Genomic DNA, 23,992 nt, shown 5'->3' with positions numbered 1-23,992 from the left:
CCGTTCAGGCGCCGCCGGCAGCGGGCCGCCGCAAGCAAGCGCGCCGCGCCGTCGCAAATTAGCCACACAGCCTCAAACCGCGCCCACCAGCCGGTATCCGACACCCGTTTCCGTAATGATGTGCTCCGGCTGCGCCGGGTCGCGCTCCAGCTTGCCGCGCAGATGCGCCATATAGATGCGCAGGTAGTGATGGCTCTCGACATGCGACGGCCCCCACACGTCGCGCAGCAACTGGCGGTGCGTCAGCACGCGGCCGGCATGGCGCACCAGCGTGGCGAGCAGCCGGTATTCGATCGGCGTCAAATGAACGACAGCGCCGTCGCGGCTCACCTGCCGCAGGGCCAGATCGACTGTCACCGTGCCGAAGCGCACCTGCGGCGATTCGTTGGCGCCGCCTTGATTGCGCCGCCGCATATGCGCGCGGATCCGCGCCAGCAGTTCGGACACGCCGAACGGCTTGGTGAGGTAGTCGTCCGCGCCGGCATCGAGCGCGGCGACTTTTTCGCTTTCCTGGGTGCGCGCCGACAACACGATCACCGGCAGCTCGCTCCAGCCGCGCAGTTCGCGAATGACGTCGAGTCCATCGGTGTCGGGCAGGCCGAGATCGACGATCACCAGATCGGGCTTGCGCGTCGCGGCTTCGACGAGACCCTGCTTGCCGGTTTCGGCATCGTGCACGACGATGCCCTCGCCTTCCAGCGCCGTTCGCACAAAGCGGCGAATCTGCTTTTCGTCTTCGATCAGGACGACGGTGATGCTGGGGTCACTCATGGCTAGGCTTGGAAAGCGGGTTAAGAGTTGAATCGCTGCCGGTATCGACGTGAGTCAAGGAATCGGCGCCCTCGTCTTCCATGGAATCTGGTGCGTCGGGCGGCGTCTCCACCGGCAGCGTGAACCAGAAGCGCGCGCCTTCGACACGGCCGTCCGCCGACACGCGATTGAGCGCGCCGATTGTACCGCCGTGCGCTTCCACGATCGCGCGGCAGATTGCGAGCCCCAGGCCGATGCCCGGCTTGGCCGACTCCTTCTCGCCGCGCGTGAATTTCTCGAACACGCGCGCTTCCATGCCCGCGGGCAGGCCCGGGCCGCTATCGTCGACGGTCACGCGGACGAACGACTTGCCGTCCGCGTCGAGACGCTGCGCGCCGATCGTCAGCGGCGTGGCCGGCGCCGTATATTTGGCGGCGTTTTCGAACAGATTGGAGAAGAGGCGCTCCATCAACACGGCGTCGAGGTGCAAGAGCGGCAGATCGGCGGGCAGTTTCACCTGCACCGGATGATTCGCCAGCACGCGTTTGCACGCGCGCAGCGCGGCGCCCACCGTCTCCTCGAGCAGCGTCCATTGCTGGTTCAGTTGCAGACTGCCCGCCTGCAAACGTGCCATGTCGAGCAGATTCGTGACGATGCCGGTCATGCGCAGCGCTTCCTCGTGAATCGCTTCGACCAGCTCGCTGTTGGGCTGCGCCTCGGGCGCTTGGGCCAGCATCGACGAGAAGCCGACGATGGTCGTCAACGGTGTGCGCAGATCGTGCGAGATCGCCGACAACAGCGAGTTGCGCAAGCGCTCCGACTCCATGTTGACGAGCGCATCGCGCGCGATGTCGACGTAATGCACCCGTTCCAGCGCAAGCGCGATCTGCGCGGCGAACGCGTCGAGCATGCGCTGCTGCTCGGGCACGTCGAGCTCGCCCTCGTCGCGCATCACCACCGCGAGCACGCCACGCGTGCGCATCGGCGCCTTGAGCGGCAGGTAGAGCGCGGCGGCGGCCGGCAGCGTGTCGGTGCCGTGGCCGGCCGGCTTCTGCTGATCGTAGACCCATTGACCGACGTCGCTATCGAGCATCTCGCCTTCGAGCGTGATCGCCGCGTCGGGATCCTCGATCTTCTGCTTCACCTGATCGACGCTGTCCGGCAACAGAATCGCGACGCGCGCACCGAACACCTCGCTCACATGACGGCTGCCGATGCCGACGATCTGTTCCGTGGTCAACGCCGCGGCCAGTTCGCGCGCCATGGCGTACATCGCGCCGGTGCGCTGCTCGCGGCGGCGCGCCACGCTCGCCTCGCGGCGCAGGCTCGAAGTCAGATGGCTGATCACCAACGAGGTCAGCAGCATGCCCAGGAAGGTCAACAGATACTGCGTGTCGGAGACCGACAGCGACATGCGCGGCGGCACGAAGAAGAAATCGAACGCGGCCACGCTCATGAACGACAGCACTACGCCGGGTCCGCGTCCCAGCCTCACCGCGGCGAAGATCACGCCGAGCAGGTACAGCATGACGAGATTGGTCAGATCGATATGGTCGATCAACTGGCTCGACAGCAGCGTGATGGCCGCGCAGATCAACAGCGCGAAGCCGTAGGCGCGCGGCGGCGAGCGGCGTTCGCGCGCCGCGCTCAGCGCCTCGCGCCATGCGTTCGCGGTGGTGTTCAACAGATGGCGATGCTCGCCGCCGTCGCGGTCGGACGAGGCGCGAATCAGCGTGAGATCGAGATCGGCCGTTTTCTCGGCGATACGTTCGCCGAGCGGCCGGCGCAGCCAGCGCTTCACGCCCGTGCGCGCCGACGCGCCGGCCACCAGCTTCGACACGTTGCGCGCCTGCGCGTAGCCGATCAACGCGACGGCCGCGTCGGCGGCCGCCAGCGTGGCGGTTTCGGCGCCGAGTTCGGCGGCGAGTTTCAACGCGTTCAGCGTGCGTTCGCGGCGCGCATCCGGCAAACGCTGCAGCGCCGGCGTCTCGACATAGACTGCAATCCAGTCGGCCTTCAGGCTGGCGGCGAGACGCGCCGCCGCGCGCACCAGCATGGGTGCTTCCGGGCCGGGGCCGACGCACACCAGCAAGCGCTCGCGCGCCTGCCAGATACGCTGGATCGAACGGTCGGCGCGATATTCACGCATCTGCGCATCGACGCGATCCGCGGTGCGGCGCAGCGCCAGCTCGCGCAGCGCGATCAGATTGCCTTTGCGAAAGAAGTTGCGCACCGCGCGCTCGGCCTGCTGCGGCATGTACACCTTGCCGTCGCGCATCCGGTCGAGCAGTTCCTCGGCGGGCAAGTCGACCAGCGTGACTTCGTCGGCGCGATCGAACACGCGATCCGGCACCGTCTCCCAGACGCGAATGCCGGTGATCTGGCCGACCACGTCGTTCAGGCTTTCGAGGTGCTGGACATTGACCGTCGTATAGACGTCGATGCCCGCGTCCAGCAGTTCATACACGTCCTGCCAGCGCTTCAGATGCCGCGCGCCCTGCACGTTCGAGTGCGCGAGTTCGTCGACGAGAATCAGTTGGGGCTTGCGGGCGAGGGCGGCGTCGAGATCGAACTCGCCGAGCTTGCGGCCGCGATATTCGATATGCGCGAGCGGCAGCACGTCGAGACCGTCGAGCAATGCCGCGGTTTCAGTGCGGCCATGCGTTTCGGCGATGCCGACCACCACGTCCGCACCTTCATCGTGACGCCGGCGCGCGGCCTGCAACATCGCATAGGTTTTGCCGACGCCCGCCGACGCGCCGAAAAAAATCTTCAGCCTGCCTCGCTGACGTTTTTCTTCGTCGCGTTGCAGCTTGTCGAGCAACTCATCGGGATCGGGGCGGTTCATGCTCAATGGTTTTCATCGTTGGGCGAGCGGCGGTGTATGCATGGTGGCACGGCGGCGGCCCGGCCGCAAATAGCGGCCACCGTACACCGCGGTCACCGTACATGGCGTTGCGCCGTCAAAAGGCAAAGGCGGAGTCGCGCGGACGCCGCCTTTGCGAAGCGAAGCGCTGCCGCGTTTCGTCGATCAACCGTGCTTCATCTCGTCCAGCGCCAGATTCAGTTCCAGCACGTTCACACGCGGCTCACCCAGAATGCCGAACTGACGGCCGCTCGTATAGCGATCCACCAGCGCCTGCACGTCGTTCGCAGCGAGCTTGCGTGCCTTGGCGACGCGCTCGATCTGATAAGCCGCGGCCGCCGGGCTGATCTCGGGATCGAGCCCGCTGCCCGACGACGTCACCAGATCGACCGGCACCGGCTTCGACATATCCGTGCCGGCTGCCTTCAGCGCGTCGATACGGCCTTTGATTTCGTCGAGCAGCGCCGGGTTGGTCGGGCCGAGATTCGAACCGCTCGAACCCTGCGCGTTGTACGGCATCGGGCTGGTGGCCGACAGGCGGCCCCAGAAGTATTGCGGCGCATCGAACTGCTGGCCGATCAGCTTCGAACCGACCACCTTGCCGTCCTGCTCGAGGATGCTGCCGTTGGCCTGATCGTTGAAGGCCGCCTGACCGACGGCAGTCATCACCGCGGGATAGGCAAGTCCGGTGACGGCGGTGAGCACCGGGAAGATCACGATCAACGGACGGAACAGATTTTTCATGATGAATAATTCCTCTTGAACTAGCGCTTAGACCCAACCGAACGCGGCCAGCACCATATCGATCAGCTTGATGCCGATAAACGGCACGATGATCCCGCCCAAACCATAGATCAGCAGATTGCGGCGCAGCAGGATCGCCGCGCCCAGCGCGCGATAGCGCACGCCCTTGAGCGCTAGCGGAATCAGCAGCACGATGATCAGCGCGTTGAAAATCACCGCCGACATGATGGCCGAGGCCGGCGTGGCCAAGTGCATCACGTTCAGCGCATTCAACGCCGGATAGGTCGTGGCGAATGCGGCCGGAATGATCGCGAAGTACTTGGCGACGTCGTTGGCAATCGAGAACGTGGTGAGCGAACCGCGCGTCATCAGCATCTGCTTGCCGATCTCGACGATCTCGATCAGCTTGGTCGGATTCGAATCGAGGTCGACCATGTTGCCCGCTTCCTTCGCGGCCTGCGTGCCGGTGTTCATCGCCACCGCGACGTCGGCCTGCGCGAGCGCCGGGGCATCGTTGGTGCCGTCGCCGGTCATCGCGACGAGGCGGCCTTCGGCCTGGTGCGCGCGGATCGTGGCGAGCTTCGCTTCCGGCGTGGCTTCGGCGAGGAAATCGTCGACGCCGGCTTCCGCGGCAATCGCCGCCGCAGTCAGGCGGTTATCGCCCGTCACCATGATGGTCTTGATACCCATCTTGCGCAGTTCGGCGAAACGTTCCTTGATGCCGCCCTTCACCACGTCCTTCAACTCGATCACGCCGAGCACGCGCGCGCCCTGCTCGCCTTTCTCGGCGACCACCAGCGGCGTGCTGCCGCGCCGTGCGACTTCGGCCACGGCGTTGCTGACTTCGTTGGGGAAACGGCCGCCGTTGGCTTCGACATAGTTCTTGACCGCATCGGCCGCGCCCTTGCGGATTTCACGGCCCGGCAAATCCACGCCGCTCATGCGCGTTTGCGCGGTGAACGCGAGGAACGTGGCATGCAACGAGGCCATATCGCGTTGGCGGATGTTGAAGCGCTGCTTCGCGAGCACGACGATGCTGCGGCCTTCCGGCGTTTCGTCGGCGAGCGACGACAGTTGCGCGGCATCCGCGAGCGCTTCTTCCGTCACACCCGGCGCCGGCACGAATTGCGAAGCCTGGCGATTGCCGAGCGTGATGGTGCCGGTCTTGTCGAGCAACAGCACGTCGACGTCGCCGGCCGCTTCGACCGCGCGGCCCGATGTGGCGATCACGTTAGCCTGCATCATGCGGCTCATGCCGGCCACGCCGATCGCCGACAACAAGCCACCGATGGTGGTCGGAATCAGACACACCAGCAGCGCGACCAACGCGGTGATCGCCACCACGTGGCCGGCCTTCGCGGCTTCCACCGAAAACATCGAGAACGGCAGCAGCGTGGCGGTGGCCAACAGCATCACGATCGTCAAGGCGACCAGCAGAATCGTCAGCGCGATTTCATTCGGCGTTTTCTGACGCTTCGCGCCTTCCACCATCGCGATCATGCGGTCGAGGAACGCCTCGCCCGGATTCGCCGTGACGCGCACCACGATCCAGTCCGACAGCACGCGCGTGCCGCCCGTCACCGACGAAAAGTCGCCGCCCGACTCGCGGATCACCGGCGCGGATTCGCCCGTGATCGCCGATTCGTCGACCGACGCGACGCCGTCGATCACTTCGCCGTCCGCCGGGATCACGTCGCCGGTTTCGACCAGCACGACGTCGCCCTTGCGCAGATCGGAAGCCGTCAGAATGCGGATCGGCGACTTCGGATGCGGCTCGTTGAGCTTCTTGGCCATCACGTCTTTCTTCGCGCTGCGCAGCGACGCCGCCTGGGCCTTCGAACGGCCTTCGGCAAGCGCTTCCGCGAAGTTGGCGAACAGCACCGTGAACCACAGCCACAAGGTGACCGCGAGAATGAAGCCCGCGGGCGCCTCGGCCTGGCCGCCGAGCGCGGCGATCCAGAGAATGGTCGTGAGAATGCTACCCACGTACACGCAGAACATCACCGGATTGCGGAACTGCGTGCGTGGCGTGAGCTTCTTGAAGGAGTCCACGATCGCCGGGCGCACTAGCGCCGGGTCGAACATGGACCGGGTTGCATTATGTTCAGTCATTGAATCCTCGAATTTCCCGTTTGCGCCTGTTCAGTCGTTGGATCGCAAGGGTCGCCTCAATGCGCGCCCATCATGATCAGATGTTCGACACCAGGACCGAGCGCGAGCGCAGGCACATAAGTCAGCGCGCCGACCAGCAGCACCGTGCCGAGCAACAGCACGACGAACAGCGGGCCGTGCGTGGGCAGCGTGCCGCCCGTCACGCCGATGCGCTTTTTCGCGGCCAGCGAGCCGGCAATCGCGAGCACCGGAATGATCGTGCCGAAGCGGCCGAACCACATCGCGATCGCCGTGAGCCAGTTGTAGAACGGCGTGCTCACCGTGAGACCCGCGAACGCGCTGCCGTTGTTATTGGCCGCCGAGCTGAACGCGTAGAGGATTTCGGAGAAACCGTGCGCGCCGGGGTTGGCGATGCCCGCCTTGCCCGCGTCGCTCAACACCGCGATCGACGTGCCGACCAGCACCAGCAGCGGCGTGAGCAGCACGACGATCGACACCATCTTCATCTCGTACGCTTCGATCTTCTTGCCGACGTACTCCGGCGTGCGGCCGATCATCAGGCCCGCCACGAACACGGCCAGCATCGCGAACACGAGCATCCCGTACATACCGGAACCCACGCCGCCGAAGATCACTTCGCCGAGTTGCATCAGCAGCATCGGATAGAGGCCGCCGATCGGCGTCAGCGAGTCATGCGTGTTGGCAACCGCGCCGCACGAAGCCGCGGTGGTCGCAACCGTGAAGATGCCCGACTGCGCGATGCCGAAGCGCGTTTCCTTGCCTTCCGCATTGCCGCCCGACTGCAGCGCATTGGCCGACTGGTCGACATGCAATGCGGCGATGGCCGGATTGCCGCCCTGCTCCGAGCTGATCTCGCCGAACACGCAGACCGCAAACGCGATCGTCATGGTGGCGAGCACGGCCACGCCCTGCTTGCGGTCGGCGATCATGCGGCCGAACACCAGCGCCAGCGCCGCGGGGATGATCAGGATCGAGAAGATCTGCAGGAAGTTCGAGAACGGGGTCGGGTTTTCATACGGATGCGCCGAGTTGCCGTTGAAGAAGCCGCCACCATTGGTGCCGAGCATCTTGATCGCTTCCTGCGAAGCAACCGGGCCCATCGCGAGCGTCTGCGTTTTCACCGGCGTATCGACGGTCACCGGGTTGCCCTTGGCGTCCTTCACCGGATTGCCTTGCGCGTCGAGCTTCGGCGCGGCATACGTGGTGGTTTGCAGCGTCGGTACGTCCTGATAGGCCTTGAAGTTCTGCACCACGCCCTGGCTCATCAGCAGAGCCGCGACGATGACCGACATCGGCAGCAAGACATAGAGCGTCACGCGCGTGATATCGACCCAGAAGTTGCCGATGGTTTGCGCGGTGTGACGCGCGAAGCCGCGAATCAGCGCGATCACCACTACGATGCCGGTGGCCGCCGAAAGGAAGTTCTGCACGGTGAAGCCGAGCATCTGCGTCAGATAGCTGACGGTTTGCTCAGGCGAGTAGTCTTGCCAGTTCGTGTTCGACACGAAACTGACGGCCGTGTTGAACGCGCCGTCGACCGTCATCGGGCCGAACTGCTGCGGGTTGGCCGGCAGCCAGCCTTGCACGCGCAACAACACATAGAGGAACGCCACGCCGAGCACGTTGAACGCGATCGTGGCGATCGCGTAGTGCTTCCAGCTCATTTCCGTCGACGAATCGACGCCCGCGATGCGATACAGGAAACGTTCGACGGGGCCGCCGAAGCGGACCACGCGCGAGCTGCCGTCCATCACGGCGCTCAGATAGCGGGACATCGGCACCGCGGCTGCCAGCAGCACGACGATGAAGAGGCCCGCTTGCAGGACATTGTTCGAGTTCATTCAATGTCCTCCGCGCGCAACAGCGCATAGACCAGGTACACAAACAGCAACGCGGTCGCGGCGCCGGACAACCAGAGAATCCAGTTCATGAGCGCGCTCCCTGCCCACGGCGAAACTGCATCAACTTCTCGCAGCCGATAATCAACGCGAAGGTCAGCGCGGAAAACAGCACCAGCCCCCCGACATACAGCACATCCATTTTTGGTCTCCATTCACGGACTTTGGATAGCCGCAACGTTATGCCGATCCGTGTAAAGGGCTGGTCAAAGATGGGGGGGCGTATATAAAAATCGCGTAAACGGACAAGGCCGTTCCATCCTGCGATGGAACGGCCTTGTGCCTGCTGGGCATGGTTTTGCGGCATGCCGCGCCGGTTCGGCTGCGGCCCTGGCGCGAGCTCGAATGAGCACGGTTTTTATACGACGGCTGCCGTCGCGCTCATGTCATGGGCGTTACGGCAGCAGCACCGTCGAGCCCGTCGTGCGGCGCCCTTCGAGGTCCGCGTGCGCGCGGCCGACATCCGCAAGCGCATAACGCTGATTGATGCTCGTCTTGACCTTGCCCGACACCAGCACGTCGAACAGTTCGGTGGACATCGCCTCGTAGTCGCTGCGTTTGGCTATATAAGTGAAGAGGGTCGGGCGCGTGAAGAACAGCGAACCGCGTCCGGCGAACTCCGACGAATCGATCGGCGGCAACGGCCCCGACGCATTGCCGAAGCTCACGAACATGCCGAGCGGCGCGAGGCAATCGAGCGAGGCCGTAAACGTGTCTTTACCGATCGAGTCGTACACCACCGGCACGCCCGCGCCGTTGGTAATCTCGCGCACGCGCTTGGTGAAGTTCTCGCGCGTGTAGACGATCGCGTGATCGCAGCCGTGCGCCGTGGCGATCTCCGCTTTTTCATCCGAGCCGACCGTGCCGATCACCGTCACGCCGAGCGCCTTCGCCCACTGGCACACCAGCAGACCCACGCCGCCCGCCGCGGCCTGAATCAGGATCGTGTCGCCGGCTTTCACGGGATACGTGCGGCGCAGCAGATATTGCGCGGTCAGGCCTTGCAACATCACCGAGGCGGCCTGCTCGTCGCTCAGGGCGTCGGGCACCTTCACGACCTGCGCGGCCGGCAGCACGCGCTCCTGCGCGTACGCACCGGGCGGACGCCCCACGTAGGCGATGCGATCGCCCACCTTCAGACCGGTCACGCCCGAACCGAGCGCCGTCACTTCGCCGGCCGCCTCCATGCCGAGACCGCCCGGCAACGGCAACGGATACAGACCCTTGCGGAAGTACACGTCGATATAGTTCAGCCCGACCGCCGTCTGCCGGACACGGATCTCGCCCGCGCCCGGCTCACCGACTTCGACGTCGACCCACTTCATCACTTCGGGGCCGCCGGTTTTATCGAATCGGATTGCTTTGACCATCATGTCTCCTTGAGGTTGGGTGTCGCTTGCTCGGGTCGAGAGTGCGAGCTCAAATCTGTTGCGTGAGACGCAAGGTCAACGAGTCGAGCACCATGCGCGCCGTCGAAATGTTGGTCGCGCACGGAATGTTGTGCACGTCGCACGCGCGCACCAGCGCGTTGATGTCCGGCTCGTGCGGCTGCGGCGTCATCGGGTCGCGCAGAAAGATCACCATGTCCACGCGTCCTTCCGCGAGTTGCGCGCCGATCTGCAGGTCGCCGCCGTGCGGGCCGGACAACATGCGTTCGACCGAGAGCCCGTGCGCGTCGGCGATACGCCCGCCGGTCGTGCCGGTCGCCACGATGTCGCAGCGCCGCAGCGTGTCGACGTATTCGCCGGCCAGTTTGACGATGTCGTCTTTTTTATGATCGTGCGCGATCAGCGCGATACGGGTGGTCATGACGTAAGACTCCTGAAACCGTTGTGATTGTCGTTGTTGTGGTGGTGCTTGAATGCGGGCCGTTCAGAAGGTGCCCGGATAGGCGCCGCCGTCGATCAGCAAGTTCTGCCCGGTGATATAGCCGGCATGCACGCTGCACAGGAAGGCACAGGCGGCGCCGAATTCCTCGCGGGTGCCGAAGCGGCCGGTGGGGATCGTCTTCGTGCGCTGCGCGCGCGCCTCGTCGACGGAAATGTTTTGCGCCTTGGCTTGCGCCTCGAACGTGACGCCGATGCGGTCGGTGTCGAACAGACCCGGCAGCAGGTTGTTGATGGTCACGCCGGTGGGCGCGACCTTGCGCGCGAGTCCCGCGACGAAGCCGGTCAGCCCGGAGCGCGCGCCATTGGACAAACCGAGCACGTCGATCGGCGCCTTCACCGCCGAACTCGTGATGTTGACGATGCGCCCATAACCGTTCGCGCTCATCGAGTCGATGGTCGCGCGAATCAGCTCGATCGGCGTGAGCATGTTGCTCTCGAGCGCGCGGATCCAGTCGTCATGCGTGAAGTTGCGGAAGTCGCCCGGCGGCGGACCGCCCGCGTTGTTGACCAGAATGTCCGGCTGCGGACAGGCGGCGAGCGCCGCGGCGCGGCCTTCCGGCGTGGTGATGTCGCAGGCCACCGTCTTTACTTCCACGCCGCTTTGCTTGCGAATCTCCGCCGCGGTCGCCTCCAGCGTCTCGGCGGTGCGCGCGACGATCGTCAAGTTGACGCCTTCGGCGGCAAGCGCTTCCGCGCAGCCGCGCCCCAAACCCTTGCTGGCCGCGCAGACCAGCGCGGTGCGTCCTGCGATTCCCATGTCCATCAGTGTTCTCCTCGTGAAAGTGTGCCTCGTGAGAAACGCCGGGCCGTCCCAAGTTTTCTGCGCCTCGGCGTCAGGCGCGAAGCGACAGCTCTGGATGCCCTCTCGCGGCAAAGTTTCCCCGATTCTAGAAGAATCGGTGCCGGACTGCGCCGGGCCGCTGCAATCTCCGGTATCTTCGGGCGGCACTCTTTCGGTAAACTTGCGCCGTGGCGCGTCCGCCAGCCAGCCGGTTCACCGGCCGTGCGGCGCGCCGAACCGATCCCTCTAGCCGCCCCGTGCGCACCCGCCATGACCCAGGACAGCCGTTTTCCCAATCTCTTCATCCTCGATCACCCGCTGATCCAGCACAAGCTGTCGCATATGCGCGACCGGGATACCTCGACTCGCACGTTCCGCGAACTGCTGCGCGAAATCACGTTGCTGATGGGCTACGAAATCACCCGCAATCTGCCCATGACCACGCGCCGCCTGACCACGCCGCTCGTCGAGATCGACGCGCCGGTGATCGCCGGCAAGAAGCTGGCGATCGTGCCGGTGCTGCGGGCCGGCATCGGCATGTCGGACGGCCTGCTGGAGCTGGTGCCGTCGGCGCGGGTGGGCCACATCGGCGTATATCGCGCCGAGGACCATCGGCCGGTCGAATATCTGGTGCGCCTGCCCGACCTCGAAGATCGCGTGTTCATTCTGTGTGATCCGATGGTCGCGACCGGCTACTCCGCCGTGCACGCGGTCGACGTGCTCAAGCGCCGCAACGTGGCCGGCGAGAACATCCTGTTCCTCGCGCTGGTCGCCGCGCCCGAAGGCGTGCAGGTGTTTCAGGACGCCCATCCGGACGTCAAGCTGTATGTCGCCTCGCTCGATTCGCATCTAAACGAGCACGCGTACATCGTGCCGGGTCTCGGCGACGCCGGCGACCGCCTGTTCGGCACGAAAAATTGAAAGCGGTCTGAAAACTGCGTGACGGCGAGCATCAGACGCCGCTGTTGCGCACTTTTCGCAGCGTTTGCCACTATCTCGCCCTCTGCCGCACCCCTGCGGCGTGATAAAATTCGAATCCGCTCAAAGAGCGGCTCAACTCGCACCACCGCCTGGCGCACCGCGCCTTTCGCGGGGCCTGGCAGGCCGGCGCGGCGTTTGCCGCGTGCCAGCCGCACCGCCCCGTTCCAATCGCGCTGCCAACCCGCGGGCCCGCTAGCCGGGCTCGGCTGGGCGTGATCAGGCTTGAAACGCCTGGTTGCGGAGGGCTAGTCACAGGCGGTAGCCACGAACGGTTGAGCCGGACAGTCAGGCAGCGGACGGTTTGACATCGAGGCGCAAAACACGCAAACACGCGCAAGCGCCCGGCATCGCAACGACAATTGCACAATGCGTGCGCCCCACTGGCGCGCGCGATGGAGAAAGGTATGGCGGGTCATTCGAAATGGGCCAACATCAAGCATAAGAAAGCAGCGGCCGACGCCAAGCGCGGCAAGGTCTGGACGCGGCTCATCAAGGAAATCCAGGTCGCGGCTCGCATGGGCGGCGGCGACATCGACTCGAACCCGCGCCTGCGGCTCGCCGTCGAAAAGGCGTACGACGCCAACATGCCGAAAGATAACGTCAACCGCGCGATCCAGCGTGGCGTGGGCGGTGTTGATGGCGCAAGCTACGAAGAAATCCGCTACGAAGGCTACGGCATCGGCGGCGCGGCGGTGATCGTCGACACCATGACCGACAACCGCACGCGTACGGTGGCGGAAGTGCGTCACGCGTTCTCGAAGAACGGCGGCAACATGGGCACGGACGGCTCGGTGTCCTTCATGTTCGATCACGTCGGCCAGTTCCTGTTCGCGCCCGGCACGCCGGAAGACAAGCTGATGGAAGCCGCGCTCGAAGCCGGCGCCGACGACGTCGTCACGAACGAAGACGGCAGTATCGAAGTGCTGTGCCCGCCGAACGATTTCCCGAAGGTGAAGTCCGCGCTGGAAGCCGCGGGCTTCAAGGCCGAGCTGGCCGAGGTGACGATGAAACCTCAGACGGAAGTCGAGTTCACCGGCGACGACGCGGTGAAAATGCAGAAGCTGCTCGACGCGCTGGAGAATCTGGACGACGTGCAGGAAGTCTATACAAACGCCGCGATCGCCGACGAATGAGCGCGCCACGGCGGCGCGTGGCGCGCGGGCTCGTGTCGAGCCGCGCCACCCTCTGCCGGTTGACCCTCGCGTCGTTGCTGAGCGGACGTGCGTGTGGTTTTGCACCGCGCTTCCACCCGGGTTCGCACTATGCCCTGCGCCACCACCGGCTGCGGGCCCAATGCGAACCTCGTTGTTATTCCACGGCTGAGCGTGCTGCGTCAGCCGTTTATGGTTTTTAAGTCTCGGGGATTCACATGAAGTTACTCGTCGTCGGTTCCGGCGGTCGCGAACATGCACTCGCATGGAAGCTCGCGCAATCGCCGCGGGTTCAGCTCGTCTACGTGGCTCCTGGCAACGGCGGCACCGCCCAGGACGAGCGTCTGCGCAACGTCGACATCACCGAGCCGGCTGCGCTCGCCGATTTCGTCGAAAGAGAACAGATCGCCTTCACGCTGGTCGGGCCGGAAGCGCCGCTGGCGGCCGGCATCGTCAATCTGTTCCGCTCGCGCGGCCTGAAGATTTTCGGGCCGACCAAAGAAGCCGCTCAGCTCGAAAGCTCGAAAGACTTCGCCAAGGCGTTCATGAAGCGCCACGCGATCCCGACGGCCGAATACGAAACCTTCGCCGACGTCGCCGCCGCGCACGCGTATCTCGACGCCAAGGGCGCGCCGATCGTCATCAAGGCCGACGGCCTCGCCGCGGGCAAGGGCGTGGTGGTCGCGCAAACGCTGGAAGAAGCGCACGCCGCGGTCGACATGATGCTGTCGGACAACAAGCTCGGCGATGCCGGCGCGCGTGTCGTGATCGAGGAATTCCTCGCCGGCGAGGAAGCGAGCTTCATCGTGATGGTCGACGGCAAGCATGTGCTGCCGCTCGCTTCGAGCCAGGATCACAAGCGCCTGCTCGACGGCGACCAGGGGCCGAACACGGGCGGCATGGGCGCCTATTCGCCCGCGCCGATCGTCACGCCGCAACTGCATGCCCGCGTGATGCGCGAAATCATCCTGCCGACGGTGCGCGGCATGGAGAAGGAAGGCATCCGCTACACCGGCTTCCTGTACGCTGGTCTGATGATCGACGCGCAAGGCAACCCGAAAACGCTCGAATTCAACTGCCGCATGGGCGACCCGGAAACGCAGCCGATCATGGCGCGTCTGAAGGGCGACTATTCGAAGGTGGTCGAGCAGGCCATCGCCGGTACGCTCGACACGGTGGAACTGGAGTGGGATCGCCGCACCGCGCTCGGTGTCGTGCTCGCCGCGTACAACTATCCGGACACGCCGCGCAAGGGCGACCGCATCAACGACATTCCGGCTGAAACCGCGGATTCGGTCACGTTTCACGCCGGCACCACGTTGGCGGACGGCAAGTTGACCACCTCGGGTGGCCGCGTGCTGTGCGTGGTCGGTCTGGCGGATTCGGTGCGCAGCGCGCAGTCGGTCGCGTACGAAACGATCAACCAGATCTCGTTCGACGGCATGCAGTATCGTCGCGACATCGGCTACCGTGCGTTGAACCGCAAGCACGACGCCAAGACCGAAGGCAAGCATTAAGCCATGACCCCACTCGCCCGCGTGCGGCGCCAACGGCGCTACACTGCGGGTTTCGGCCGGTTTGACCCCGGTCACCGCGCCCACCGCAGCATGTGGGCCGATATGGGCCGATGCAGGCCCGACGTGGCCTGACCAGGGCGGCAGTATCCCGCCCCGCGCGAAAAACTGAATGGCCGCGCCTTCGCAGGTTCCACCCTGACGCGGGCCCGGCCGTCGCCCTTCACGAAGAACCCGCGGCACGACGAGCGTGCCGCCCTCAGCATCTGCATTCATGACCGATTCGAGCTACGACGCACAGGCCGTGCGCAGCTGGCTGCAAGGCCTGCAAACGCATATCGCGGACACGCTCGGCGCGTTCGACGGCACGCCGTTCGCAACCGACGCATGGCAGCGCGTCCCCGGCGAGAAGCTGCGCGGCGGCGGCTGCACGCGGATTCTGGAAGGCGGCAATTTCTTCGAGCGGGCCGGCATCGGTTTCTCGGATGTCGCGGGCGACGCCTTGCCGGGTTCGGCGAGCGCGGCGCGGCCGCAACTGGCCGGGCGGGGTTTCGAAGCGATGGGCGTGTCGCTCGTGCTGCACCCGCACAATCCGCACTGTCCGACCGTGCATATGAACGTGCGTCTGCTGATCGCGACCAAGGCCGGCGAAGAGCCGGTGTTCTGGTTCGGCGGCGGCATGGACCTCACGCCGTACTACGGCTACGAGGAAGACGCGCAGCATTTCCATCGCACCTGCCGCGACGCGCTGCTGCCTTATGGCGAGGACCTGTACCCGAGTTTCAAGCGCTGGTGCGACGAATATTTCTTCCTCAAGCACCGCAACGAAGCGCGTGGCATTGGCGGGATTTTCTTCGACGATTTCTCGGCGCCGGGCTTCGACCAATCGTTCGCGATGCTCAAGAGTGTCGGCGACGCGTTCCTCAAAGCGTACCTGCCGATCATCGAAAAGCGCCGCAACATTCCGTACGGTCAAGCCGAGCGCGATTTCCAGGCTTACCGGCGCGGGCGCTACGTCGAGTTCAATCTGGTCTTCGACCGTGGCACACTGTTTGGGCTGCAGAGCGGCGGACGCACGGAATCGATCCTGATGTCGATGCCGCCTGTGGTGAACTGGCGCTACAACTGGCAGCCCGAACCGGGCACGCCGGAAGCGCGTCTTTATAGCGATTTTCTCGTGCCGCGCGAGTGGCTGTGACGGGCCGCGCCCGCGCATCACTCGAATCGTCACGACAAAGGATCTTCACCTGAAGCCGAACGCTCATCCTGTTGCCCTGCCTCGCCGGATCGGACTGCTCGGCGGCACTTTCGATCCGATCCACGACGGCCACCTCGCGCTCGCGCGGCGTTTCGCGCATGTGCTGAAACTGACCGAACTCGTGCTGCTGCCGGCCGGCCAGCCCTGGCAAAAATCGGACGTTTCGCCGGCCGTGCATCGCCTTGCCATGACGCGCGCGGCGGCGAGCGAACTGGTGCTGCCGGGCGCGACCGTGCGTGTCGCGACTGACGAAATCGATCACGAAGGCCCGACTTACACGCTCGACACGCTGCAACGCTGGCGTGAACGCGAAGGTGAGGACGCATCGATTGCGCTCCTGATCGGCGCGGATCAACTGGTGCATCTCGACACATGGCGCGACTGGCGGCGCCTGTTCGAGTTCGCCCATATCTGCGCGGCCACCCGGCCCGGATTCGACCTCGCTTCGATTCCGCCGGTGGTCGCTCAAGAAATCGACGCGCGCCGTGCCCGCGCCGACGTTCTGCAAGCCACGCCCTGCGGCCACTTGCTGATCGATACGACGCTTGCGTTCAACGTTTCGGCCACCGACATTCGCGCGCATCTGCGCGAGCAGGTGAACCGGCGGCTTGCCCTCGCGGGCGGCGAACAGCAAGACCAGGCGGCGAGCCATGTCCCCACCGCGGTGTGGGACTATATTCTTCAACATCATCTGTACCACCGGTAACCTCATGGATATTCGCAAACTGCAACGCGTGATCGTCGACGCTCTCGAAGACGTCAAGGCGCAAGACATCAAGGTGTTCAACACCAGCCACCTGACCGCGCTGTTCGATCGCGTGATCGTCGCGAGCGGCACCTCGAACCGGCAAACCAAGGCGCTCGCTTCGAGCGTGCGCGAGAGCGTCAAGGAGGCCGGCGGCGACATCATCAGCACCGAGGGCGAGGACATCGGCGAATGGGTGCTGGTGGATTGCGGCGACGCCATCGTGCACATCCTGCAGCCGGCCCTGCGCCAGTACTACAACCTCGAAGAAATCTGGGGCGACAAGCCGGTGCGCATCAAGCTGTCCACGCCGGACCCGTTCGGTGGCGCGCGCTCGAGTGAGCCCGATGAAGACGAGGACGAAGACGAAGCAGCGCCGGCCGTAAAGAAGCCCGCGCGCAAGACGGCCGTGCGCCGCAAGTAAGCGGGCTTTGGCCGGCTTACGGTAGTCGTCCGCGACTCTCTTCGTCATGAAACTGCATATCCTCGCCGTCGGCCACAAGATGCCGGACTGGATCGCCACAGGCTTCGACGAATACGCGAAGCGCATGCCGCCCGAGCTGCGCATCGAACTGCGCGAAATCAAACCCGAGCAGCGTTCGTCGGGACGGCCGGCGGAAAGCGTGATGGCCGCCGAGCGGCTCAAGATCGAAGCCGCGTTGCCGAAGAACGCGCGGATCGTCGCGCTCGACGAACGCGGCAAGGACTGGACCACCATGCAGCTCGCCGGCGCCCTGCCCGGCTGGCAGCAGGACGGCCGCGACGTGGCGTTCCTGATCGGCGGCGCCGACGGGCTCGATCCCGATCTGAAAGCGCGCGCCGATATGCTGCTGCGCGTCTCCAGCCTGACTTTGCCGCACGCGATGGTCCGCGTGCTGCTTGCCGAGCAGCTTTACCGCGCGTGGACCATCACGCAAAATCACCCCTATCATCGCGTGTGAGCGAACGAGGCGGCGTGTGTAGCACGCGGCTTTGTCGCGTGTTGCCGCGCGCGCTTTCCGGGCGCTTTCCGCCGCATCGCCTGCGCTGAGTGAATCGCATGTCGACGCACGTGTTTTTGTGCGCGCGGCGATAGCGTTCACGACACGCTGATCGACGCTCGACCGGCACGCTCGCCGAACCCTCATACAATCCGCTTCATCGAGACCTGTTCATGTCAACGTCCGCCGCTTCGCTGCATCCGTTCGTCTATCTCGCTTCGCAGAGTCCGCGCCGCCAGGAGCTGTTGCAACAGCTCGGCGTGCGTTTCGAACTGCTGCTGCCGCGTCCCGATGAAGACGCGGAAGCGCTCGAAGCCGAGCTGCCCGGCGAGCGCGCGCACGACTATGTGCAGCGGGTGTGCGTCGCCAAGGCGCATGCGGCACGCGCGCGCCTCGTGGCCGGCGGCCATGCGGCGCGGCCAATTCTGGTTGCGGATACAACCGTCACGATCGACGACGCGATTCTCGGCAAGCCCGTCGATGCCGACGACGCCGTCGCGATGCTCAAGCGCCTCGCCGGCCGCGACCACGAAGTGCTGACGGCCGTGGCCGTTGTCGATGCCGAGGGCGCATTGCTGCCGGCCGCGCTATCCGTGTCGAAGGTGCGTTTTGCTGCACTGCACGCAGACGCGATTCGCCGCTATGCGGCGAGCGGCGAGCCGCTCGGCAAGGCGGGCGCGTATGGAGTGCAGGGGCGCGCCGCGGAGTTTATCGAGCATATCGACGGGTCCTATTCAGGTATCATGGGTTTGCCGCTTTTTGAATGTGCTGCCCTCCTGCGTGCAGCGCGCATCGACTTCTAAAATAACACCATGAATGAAGAAATCCTGATCAATGTCACGCCGCAGGAAACGCGCGTCGCGCTGGTCCAGCAAGGCGCCGTCCAGGAACTTCACGTCGAGCGAACTCTGTCGCGTGGCCGCGTCGGCAACGTCTATCTCGGCAAGGTCGTACGCGTGTTGCCGGGCATGCAATCCGCCTTCATCGACATCGGTCTCGAACGCGCCGCATTCCTTCACGTCGCCGACATCTGGCATCCGCGCATTGCCGGCGAACCGCAGCATCAGACGCCGCATCAACCGATCGAGAAAATCGTCTTCGAAGGGCAGACGCTGATGGTGCAGGTCGTGAAGGATCCGATCGGCACCAAGGGCGCGCGCCTGTCCACGCAAGTGAGCATTGCCGGGCGCACGCTCGTGTATCTGCCGCAGGAGCCGCATATCGGCATCTCGCAGAAGATCGAGAGCGAAGCCGAACGTGAAGCCGTGCGTGCGCGTCTGACCGCCGTGCTGCCCGCCGACGAGAAAGGCGGCTACATCGTGCGCACCATCGCGGAAGATGCGACCAGCGAAGAGCTGGCCGGCGACGTCGCGTATCTGCGCAAGACGTGGGCGACGATTCTGTCTCAAGGGCAGCGCATGCCGCCGACGAGCCTGCTGTATCAGGATCTGAATCTCGCGCAACGCGTGCTGCGCGATTTCGTCAACGACGAATCGTCGCGCATTCAGGTGGACTCGCGCGAGACGTATCAGATGCTGGCCGATTTCGCGGCCGAGTTCACGCCGGCAGTGTCGTCGAAGCTGCACCACTACACCGGCGAGCGGCCGCTCTTCGATCTATACAACATCGAGGCGGAAATCCAGCGCGCGTTGTCGCGCCGGGTGGATCTGAAGTCAGGCGGTTATCTCGTGATCGACCAGACTGAAGCGATGACGACCATCGACGTGAATACCGGCGGCTATGTCGGCGCGCGCAACTTCGACGATACGATCTTCAAGACCAACCTCGAAGCCGCGCACACCATTGCGCGGCAGTTACGTCTGCGCAATCTGGGTGGCGTGATCATCATCGACTTCATCGATATGGAGAATGTCGAGCATCGTGATCAGGTGCTGGGCGAATTGAAGAAGGCGTTGTCGCGCGATCGCACGCGTGTGACGGTGAATGGGTTCTCGCAGCTCGGGCTTGTCGAGATGACGCGCAAGCGTACGCGTGAATCTCTCGCGCATGTGTTGTGTGAGCCTTGTCCGGTTTGCCAGGGGAAGGGGCAGGTCAAGACGCCGCGAACGGTGTGTTACGACGTGCTGCGCGAGATTCTGCGTGAGTCGCGCCAGTTCAATCCGCGCGAGTTCCGCGTGGTGGCGTCGCAGCAGGTGATCGATCTGTTTCTCGAGGAAGAGTCGCAGCATCTGGCGATGCTGATTGATTTTATTGGGAAGCCGGTGTCGCTGCAGGTCGAGTCGAATTTGAGTCAGGAGCAGTACGATATTGTGCTGATGTAGGTTGGTTGACGTCGCGCAATGGCCGGCTTTTTATTGATGTCGCCCAAGGTATCGTGCGCGGCTGGCGGTTCCATTGGTTTGTGCTAGGCGAAACGACATAAAGCAGTTTTTCGAGACGCGGTTACCGATTAGGATGGCTTTCCCGATATGACGGAAACGAGAGAACGGCCACTAATCGGAACTCGAAAATTGCCCGGCAATAACAAACATGTCGACCGCTGATTACGAAAAATCCCGTATTACAGAATCAACAAGATTCTATGGCGCTGGCGCCGGTGTGACGCTGAGAACGGGTGCCTTCCCGTCCCAGATCTGATTATCTCGATGAACAAAGCTCCGCCGGGCTTATCGATTCCGCCCGCACCCGAGCCTTACCAGCAGCGACGGACGCAATGAGCGGGCCAAACTGATTGCAATGACTTCGGTCAAACGAACCCTTGTCGGTATCTGCGTTGTGGCGGCATTCGTTTCCGCTTGGAGCTATTGGGACGGCGCGAGACTACGTTCGATCGTTAAGCCGACAGACTGCGACGATGCGCAATCGGCCGATGGCCGCTATACGGCACGCGTCTGTTACCTTGGATCGCAAATTGTCTTGCGGCTCTATGAGCAGCCAAGCCAGCAACTTCTGGCTGAGAGAACATATAGAAGCTACACCGACGACGCCGCCAGGCTTTATTGGGAACGCGATGCACTGCGTTACGAGGGCGGAGACGAGAGCGGTGCCGACTTGGGAACGATTCGTCTGCCGTCATCGCTATACGACCGGCTGCTAGCCAAACTGCCCTAGCCGACGTCCCGCGCCAGCCATCCAGCCGCGGGGTCCGCAAAGCTCACCGGGAGTAATCCGGTGACCAAACCCAACCCAGCATTGAAGCAATAGGCCTCGCCACCGAGCCCAGCGCCCACACCCACTCCCGAACGAACCCCCAATTTCCTCATTGACCGCACCCCATCGAGAGGCGTATAACCATCCCACTGGATGTTAATTGGATGGCACCTAGATGCCTCCCGGAGTGCAAATGCCCAAACTCAACCTCATCAACACCTCGCGCCCCAAAGGCGGCGAGACCGAAAAAATCACCATCAACCTGGGCCCGATCGACCTCGGCCAGATCGATCTATTGGTCGAAGAAGGCTTTTACTCGAACCGCACCGACCTGATCCGCACGGCAATCCGCAACCAGCTCGCGGTGCACGCCCAGGTCGTCACGGAAACGGTGACCCGGCGTGCCATGGTGCTCGGCCTGCAGCACTTCTCGCGACAGGATCTCGAAGCCGCTCAGGCCGCGCACGAACAGCTCGACATTCACGTGCTCGGCCTCGCCAGCATCGCAGCCGATGTGCCGCCCGAACTCGCGGCGGCCACGATTGCATCGGTGGTGGTGCTCGGTGCCTTTCATGCGTCGCCCGCGGTCAAGGCGGCGCTCGCCGGCCGCATCAGCTAGGCGCGACGCTCGACTCATTACCGTGGCTGAACGGGCGACCCATCAGTCGACTCCCAACCACGCCCCACACAGGTCAATACAAACCATCATGAAAATGAACGAAGACTTCCTGAAATCGATGAAAGACGCCTTCGAGCTATTGCGCACGAAGGGTCCCAAAGAAGCCACGGCGGCGGTTCAGCGCGCGCTCTCGGGCCACAACGCGAACAATGTCCACGTGGACCCGGTGCAAACACCGCACACGCCTTCGAATGCCAGCGAATGGGCGCAAGCGTGGACGCAGCCACAAACGCCAGCGAGCCCCGCTCCGCACGCCCCTGCCGCGCCGACTTTCGACGCCGACACACCGGGCACCTTCAGCACGCACACGTTCAGCAACGCAGCCGGACAACGCCAGTACAAGCTCTACGTGCCCGCTGTCTACAAGACCGAACCATTGCCGCTGATCGTGATGCTGCACGGCTGCACGCAGAACGCCGACGACTTCGCCGCCGGCACGCGCATGAACGAAATGGCCGAGCGTCACGGCTTCATCGTCGTGTATCCGAATCAGGCGCAAGCGGCCAATCATTCGAAGTGCTGGAACTGGTTCAAACCTGCCGATCAGCTGCGCGATCAAGGCGAGCCGTCCTTGATCGCCGGCATTACGCGCGAGGTGATGGCGCGCTATCGCGTCGATCCGGCGCGCGTGTATGTGGCGGGTCTGTCGGCGGGCGGTGCGATGGCGGACGTCATGCTGAAAACGTCGCCCGATCTTTACGCGGCAGCGGGTGTGCACTCGGGCCTCGCCTATGGATGCGCAAAAGGCCTGCCTTCGGCGCTCGCCGCGATGAAAGGCGGCAAGGCGCCACGCAATCGCACACATGCCGCGCCGCAACGTCCGCTGATCGTGTTTCATGGCGACGCTGACACGACAGTCCATCCGTCGAACGCGGCGCAGATCGTTGCGCCCTTCGACGCCGGCACCACCACCGTCAGCACGCAATCCGGCGCTGCAAGCGGACGGCGCACCTATACACAGCAACGGCACATGGCGGCCAACGGCGTCGAAGCGGAGTCCTGGTCGATTCACGGCGCGGGTCACGCGTGGTCCGGCGGCAGTCAGCACGGTTCGTACACGGACCCGTCCGGTCCCGACGCCGCCGCGGAAATGGTGCGATTCTTCCTCGCTCATCCGCGCCTGCACTGAGTCGGCACATCGGCGCCGGACCAGGCAAGTTTGGTTGAATATGAATGACCGGACTGCGGGTTATACAGCCGCTTGGGCGAGACGCGTTCTGCACGAGGCGCCTCGTGCGCTATAGCAGCGCGGGCGAACGATAAAAGGCCCCGGTAAATGCCGCGCGGCGGCCTACGCCGCGACCGGGCAACCCGCCTGTTCAAGCGCGGCCTGCGCGTGCTCGTGCAGGTCCCCGCTGGCGAGCGACGCGTCCGGTGTGCGCACCCACGCCGCGATGCGCAGCGTCGCGCCGCCATCGTCCGGATAGTCCGCTACCGTGACGATCGGTGCGAGCGTGGCGCCGCTCAGCACGCGCGGTTCGTCTGCGACCAGCTTCTTCAATTCGCCGATCGCGGCGTCGACGTCCTTGCGCTGCGCGAGGCCCACTTCGACCTCGATGCGCTGCGTGCCGCCGCTGCTGTAGTTGATCACCGGATTGCTCCAGATCTGGCTATTCGGCACGAACACGGCGTTGCCGTCGCCGCGCTCGATGCGCGTGGTGAAGAGTCCCACTTCGCGCACGATGCCGGCCGCCGCGCCACTGCCTTCGATCACGTCGCCGACGCGAAACGGCCGCAACATCAACAGCATCATGCCGGCCGCGATATTCTGCAGCGTGCCTTGCAACGCGAGTCCGATCGCGAGGCCGGCGGCGCCGAGCACCGCCAGCACGCTCGCGGTCGCGATGCCGACTTCGCTGAGCGCCGCGATGAACACGAGCACTCGCACGGCCCAGGTGCTCATCGCCGCCAGCATCGGCGCGAGCGTCGGATCCGCGTGCGTGCGCGCGAGCGCGCGGGCGAACATCGCGCCGACGCGATTCGAGAGCCACCAGCCAACCATGAGGATCAGCACGGCCAGCACGATATGAAGGGCGTCGTGCGTCAGCGTGACGAGCAACGACGGCTGGAAGTGAAAGAGTCGCGTGAGGAGATCGTTCATCTTGAGTCTTCGTTCCGTTACGGTATAGGAGTCTTGACGCAACGAAGCAGGATACGTTCCCGCCCTCTACATTTCATGCACAGAGGCACGCTGCTTGCTCGAACATGCGAACAGGGGCAGTGCAATCATGCAAAGCCTTACAGCAAGGGAGTTTACGCTGTCATTAGTACAGGCAAAGGAGGACCTCATGTCCCAACATTTGAAGACTGGCGACCGTGTCAGTTGGAACACGCCGCAAGGCGTCACGCACGGCAAGATCGTGCGAGTCATTTCTACCCATACGACTATGGACGGCAGAACCATCGATGCGTCGACATCCGATCCACATTACGAAGTACAAAGCGAGAAGAGCGGCAAGCATGCCGTTCATCGCGGCGATGCATTGCATCGGGTCAAGAATTGATAGGGATG

General features: G+C 64.3%; 23 protein-coding genes. 12 read left to right on the top strand and 11 right to left on the bottom strand.

What is annotated here, in order from left to right:
• Nucleotides 1-72: 72 nt before the first annotated feature.
• From kdpE to ACQKRQ_RS23495, 10 genes are all read right to left on the bottom strand, one after another.
• Nucleotides 73-771: a two-component system response regulator KdpE gene (gene kdpE, locus ACQKRQ_RS23540; protein ID WP_132375283.1), complete on the bottom strand. Its 699-nt coding sequence runs from the start codon at nt 769-771 to the stop codon at nt 73-75.
• Nucleotides 764-3,598 (bottom strand): DUF4118 domain-containing protein, encoded by a 2,835-nt coding sequence (locus tag ACQKRQ_RS23535; RefSeq protein ID WP_408315305.1) that lies wholly within the window; start codon nt 3,596-3,598, stop codon nt 764-766. The genes kdpE and ACQKRQ_RS23535 overlap by 8 nt, the downstream gene beginning before the upstream one ends.
• Before the next feature lie 183 nt (nt 3,599-3,781).
• Complete coding sequence (kdpC, locus tag ACQKRQ_RS23530; RefSeq protein WP_427479728.1) at nt 3,782-4,360, bottom strand: potassium-transporting ATPase subunit KdpC; 579 nt, start codon at nt 4,358-4,360, stop codon at nt 3,782-3,784.
• A gap of 27 nt (nt 4,361-4,387) precedes the next feature.
• A complete protein-coding gene (kdpB, locus tag ACQKRQ_RS23525; RefSeq protein WP_132375286.1) occupies nt 4,388-6,472 on the bottom strand; it encodes a potassium-transporting ATPase subunit KdpB in 2,085 nt (694 codons plus the stop codon).
• 56 nt (nt 6,473-6,528) lie between these two features.
• The gene (gene kdpA, locus ACQKRQ_RS23520) at nt 6,529-8,334 is read right to left on the bottom strand and encodes a potassium-transporting ATPase subunit KdpA (protein ID WP_132375287.1); all 1,806 of its coding nucleotides are present in this window, start codon (nt 8,332-8,334) and stop codon (nt 6,529-6,531) included.
• Nucleotides 8,331-8,423, bottom strand: coding sequence for a K(+)-transporting ATPase subunit F (kdpF, locus tag ACQKRQ_RS23515; RefSeq protein WP_011487462.1), 93 nt, complete (start codon nt 8,421-8,423; stop codon nt 8,331-8,333). Before kdpF ends, kdpA begins: the two co-directional genes overlap by 4 nt.
• Complete coding sequence (locus ACQKRQ_RS23510) at nt 8,420-8,533, bottom strand: potassium ABC transporter ATPase (RefSeq protein WP_132375289.1); 114 nt, start codon at nt 8,531-8,533, stop codon at nt 8,420-8,422. The genes kdpF and ACQKRQ_RS23510 overlap by 4 nt, the downstream gene beginning before the upstream one ends.
• A 253-nt stretch (nt 8,534-8,786) precedes the next feature.
• Nucleotides 8,787-9,761, bottom strand: coding sequence for a quinone oxidoreductase family protein (locus ACQKRQ_RS23505; protein WP_427479817.1), 975 nt, complete (start codon nt 9,759-9,761; stop codon nt 8,787-8,789).
• A gap of 49 nt (nt 9,762-9,810) precedes the next feature.
• On the bottom strand, nt 9,811-10,200 hold the full coding sequence (locus ACQKRQ_RS23500) for a methylglyoxal synthase (RefSeq protein WP_132375292.1): 390 nt from the start codon (nt 10,198-10,200) through the stop codon (nt 9,811-9,813).
• 63 nt (nt 10,201-10,263) lie between these two features.
• The gene (locus ACQKRQ_RS23495; RefSeq protein ID WP_132376945.1) at nt 10,264-11,043 is read right to left on the bottom strand and encodes an SDR family oxidoreductase; all 780 of its coding nucleotides are present in this window, start codon (nt 11,041-11,043) and stop codon (nt 10,264-10,266) included.
• Nucleotides 11,044-11,331: 288 nt separating this feature from the next.
• Here ACQKRQ_RS23495 and upp point away from each other — a divergent pair, with 288 nt between their 5' ends.
• The 11 genes from upp to ACQKRQ_RS23440 all read left to right on the top strand — a co-directional run bounded on the left by upp (nt 11,332) and on the right by ACQKRQ_RS23440 (nt 22,609).
• The gene (upp, locus tag ACQKRQ_RS23490) at nt 11,332-11,982 is read left to right on the top strand and encodes a uracil phosphoribosyltransferase (RefSeq protein WP_011487457.1); all 651 of its coding nucleotides are present in this window, start codon (nt 11,332-11,334) and stop codon (nt 11,980-11,982) included.
• A gap of 464 nt (nt 11,983-12,446) precedes the next feature.
• Entirely contained in the window at nt 12,447-13,175 is a 729-nt protein-coding gene (locus tag ACQKRQ_RS23485; protein ID WP_408178029.1) for a YebC/PmpR family DNA-binding transcriptional regulator, read from the top strand.
• A gap of 236 nt (nt 13,176-13,411) precedes the next feature.
• Nucleotides 13,412-14,710, top strand: coding sequence for a phosphoribosylamine--glycine ligase (gene purD, locus ACQKRQ_RS23480; protein ID WP_408287231.1), 1,299 nt, complete (start codon nt 13,412-13,414; stop codon nt 14,708-14,710).
• A gap of 271 nt (nt 14,711-14,981) precedes the next feature.
• Entirely contained in the window at nt 14,982-15,905 is a 924-nt protein-coding gene (gene hemF, locus ACQKRQ_RS23475; protein ID WP_408178027.1) for an oxygen-dependent coproporphyrinogen oxidase, read from the top strand.
• A 16-nt stretch (nt 15,906-15,921) separates the two neighbouring features.
• On the top strand, nt 15,922-16,671 hold the full coding sequence (locus ACQKRQ_RS23470; RefSeq protein ID WP_427479815.1) for a nicotinate-nucleotide adenylyltransferase: 750 nt from the start codon (nt 15,922-15,924) through the stop codon (nt 16,669-16,671).
• A 4-nt stretch (nt 16,672-16,675) separates the two neighbouring features.
• Entirely contained in the window at nt 16,676-17,134 is a 459-nt protein-coding gene (gene rsfS / locus ACQKRQ_RS23465; protein ID WP_132375298.1) for a ribosome silencing factor, read from the top strand.
• A gap of 46 nt (nt 17,135-17,180) precedes the next feature.
• Complete coding sequence (gene rlmH / locus ACQKRQ_RS23460) at nt 17,181-17,651, top strand: 23S rRNA (pseudouridine(1915)-N(3))-methyltransferase RlmH (RefSeq protein WP_091795971.1); 471 nt, start codon at nt 17,181-17,183, stop codon at nt 17,649-17,651.
• A gap of 212 nt (nt 17,652-17,863) precedes the next feature.
• Nucleotides 17,864-18,493, top strand: coding sequence for a Maf family protein (locus ACQKRQ_RS23455; protein WP_408315311.1), 630 nt, complete (start codon nt 17,864-17,866; stop codon nt 18,491-18,493).
• Nucleotides 18,494-18,502: 9 nt separating this feature from the next.
• Entirely contained in the window at nt 18,503-19,972 is a 1,470-nt protein-coding gene (gene rng / locus ACQKRQ_RS23450) for a ribonuclease G (protein ID WP_012432329.1), read from the top strand.
• 1,022 nt (nt 19,973-20,994) lie between these two features.
• A complete protein-coding gene (locus ACQKRQ_RS23445; RefSeq protein ID WP_408178002.1) occupies nt 20,995-21,420 on the top strand; it encodes a CopG family transcriptional regulator in 426 nt (141 codons plus the stop codon).
• Between the two features lie 88 nt (nt 21,421-21,508).
• Nucleotides 21,509-22,609, top strand: coding sequence for an extracellular catalytic domain type 1 short-chain-length polyhydroxyalkanoate depolymerase (locus ACQKRQ_RS23440; protein ID WP_427479720.1), 1,101 nt, complete (start codon nt 21,509-21,511; stop codon nt 22,607-22,609).
• 162 nt (nt 22,610-22,771) lie between these two features.
• Here ACQKRQ_RS23440 and ACQKRQ_RS23435 read toward each other — a convergent pair whose 3' ends face one another.
• On the bottom strand, nt 22,772-23,581 hold the full coding sequence (locus ACQKRQ_RS23435) for a mechanosensitive ion channel family protein (RefSeq protein WP_427479718.1): 810 nt from the start codon (nt 23,579-23,581) through the stop codon (nt 22,772-22,774).
• A 187-nt stretch (nt 23,582-23,768) separates the two neighbouring features.
• Between ACQKRQ_RS23435 and ACQKRQ_RS23430 the strand changes: the two genes are divergently transcribed.
• Nucleotides 23,769-23,984, top strand: coding sequence for a DUF2945 domain-containing protein (locus ACQKRQ_RS23430; protein ID WP_132375307.1), 216 nt, complete (start codon nt 23,769-23,771; stop codon nt 23,982-23,984).
• Nucleotides 23,985-23,992 lie beyond the last annotated feature (8 nt).

This window comes from Paraburkholderia sp. NPDC080076, assembly GCF_050281145.1.
In the GTDB taxonomy this organism is placed as follows: Bacteria; Pseudomonadota; Gammaproteobacteria; order Burkholderiales; family Burkholderiaceae; genus Paraburkholderia.
Note: the sequence above shows the minus strand (reverse complement) of the source record. Positions and strands in the feature narration are given on the sequence as shown.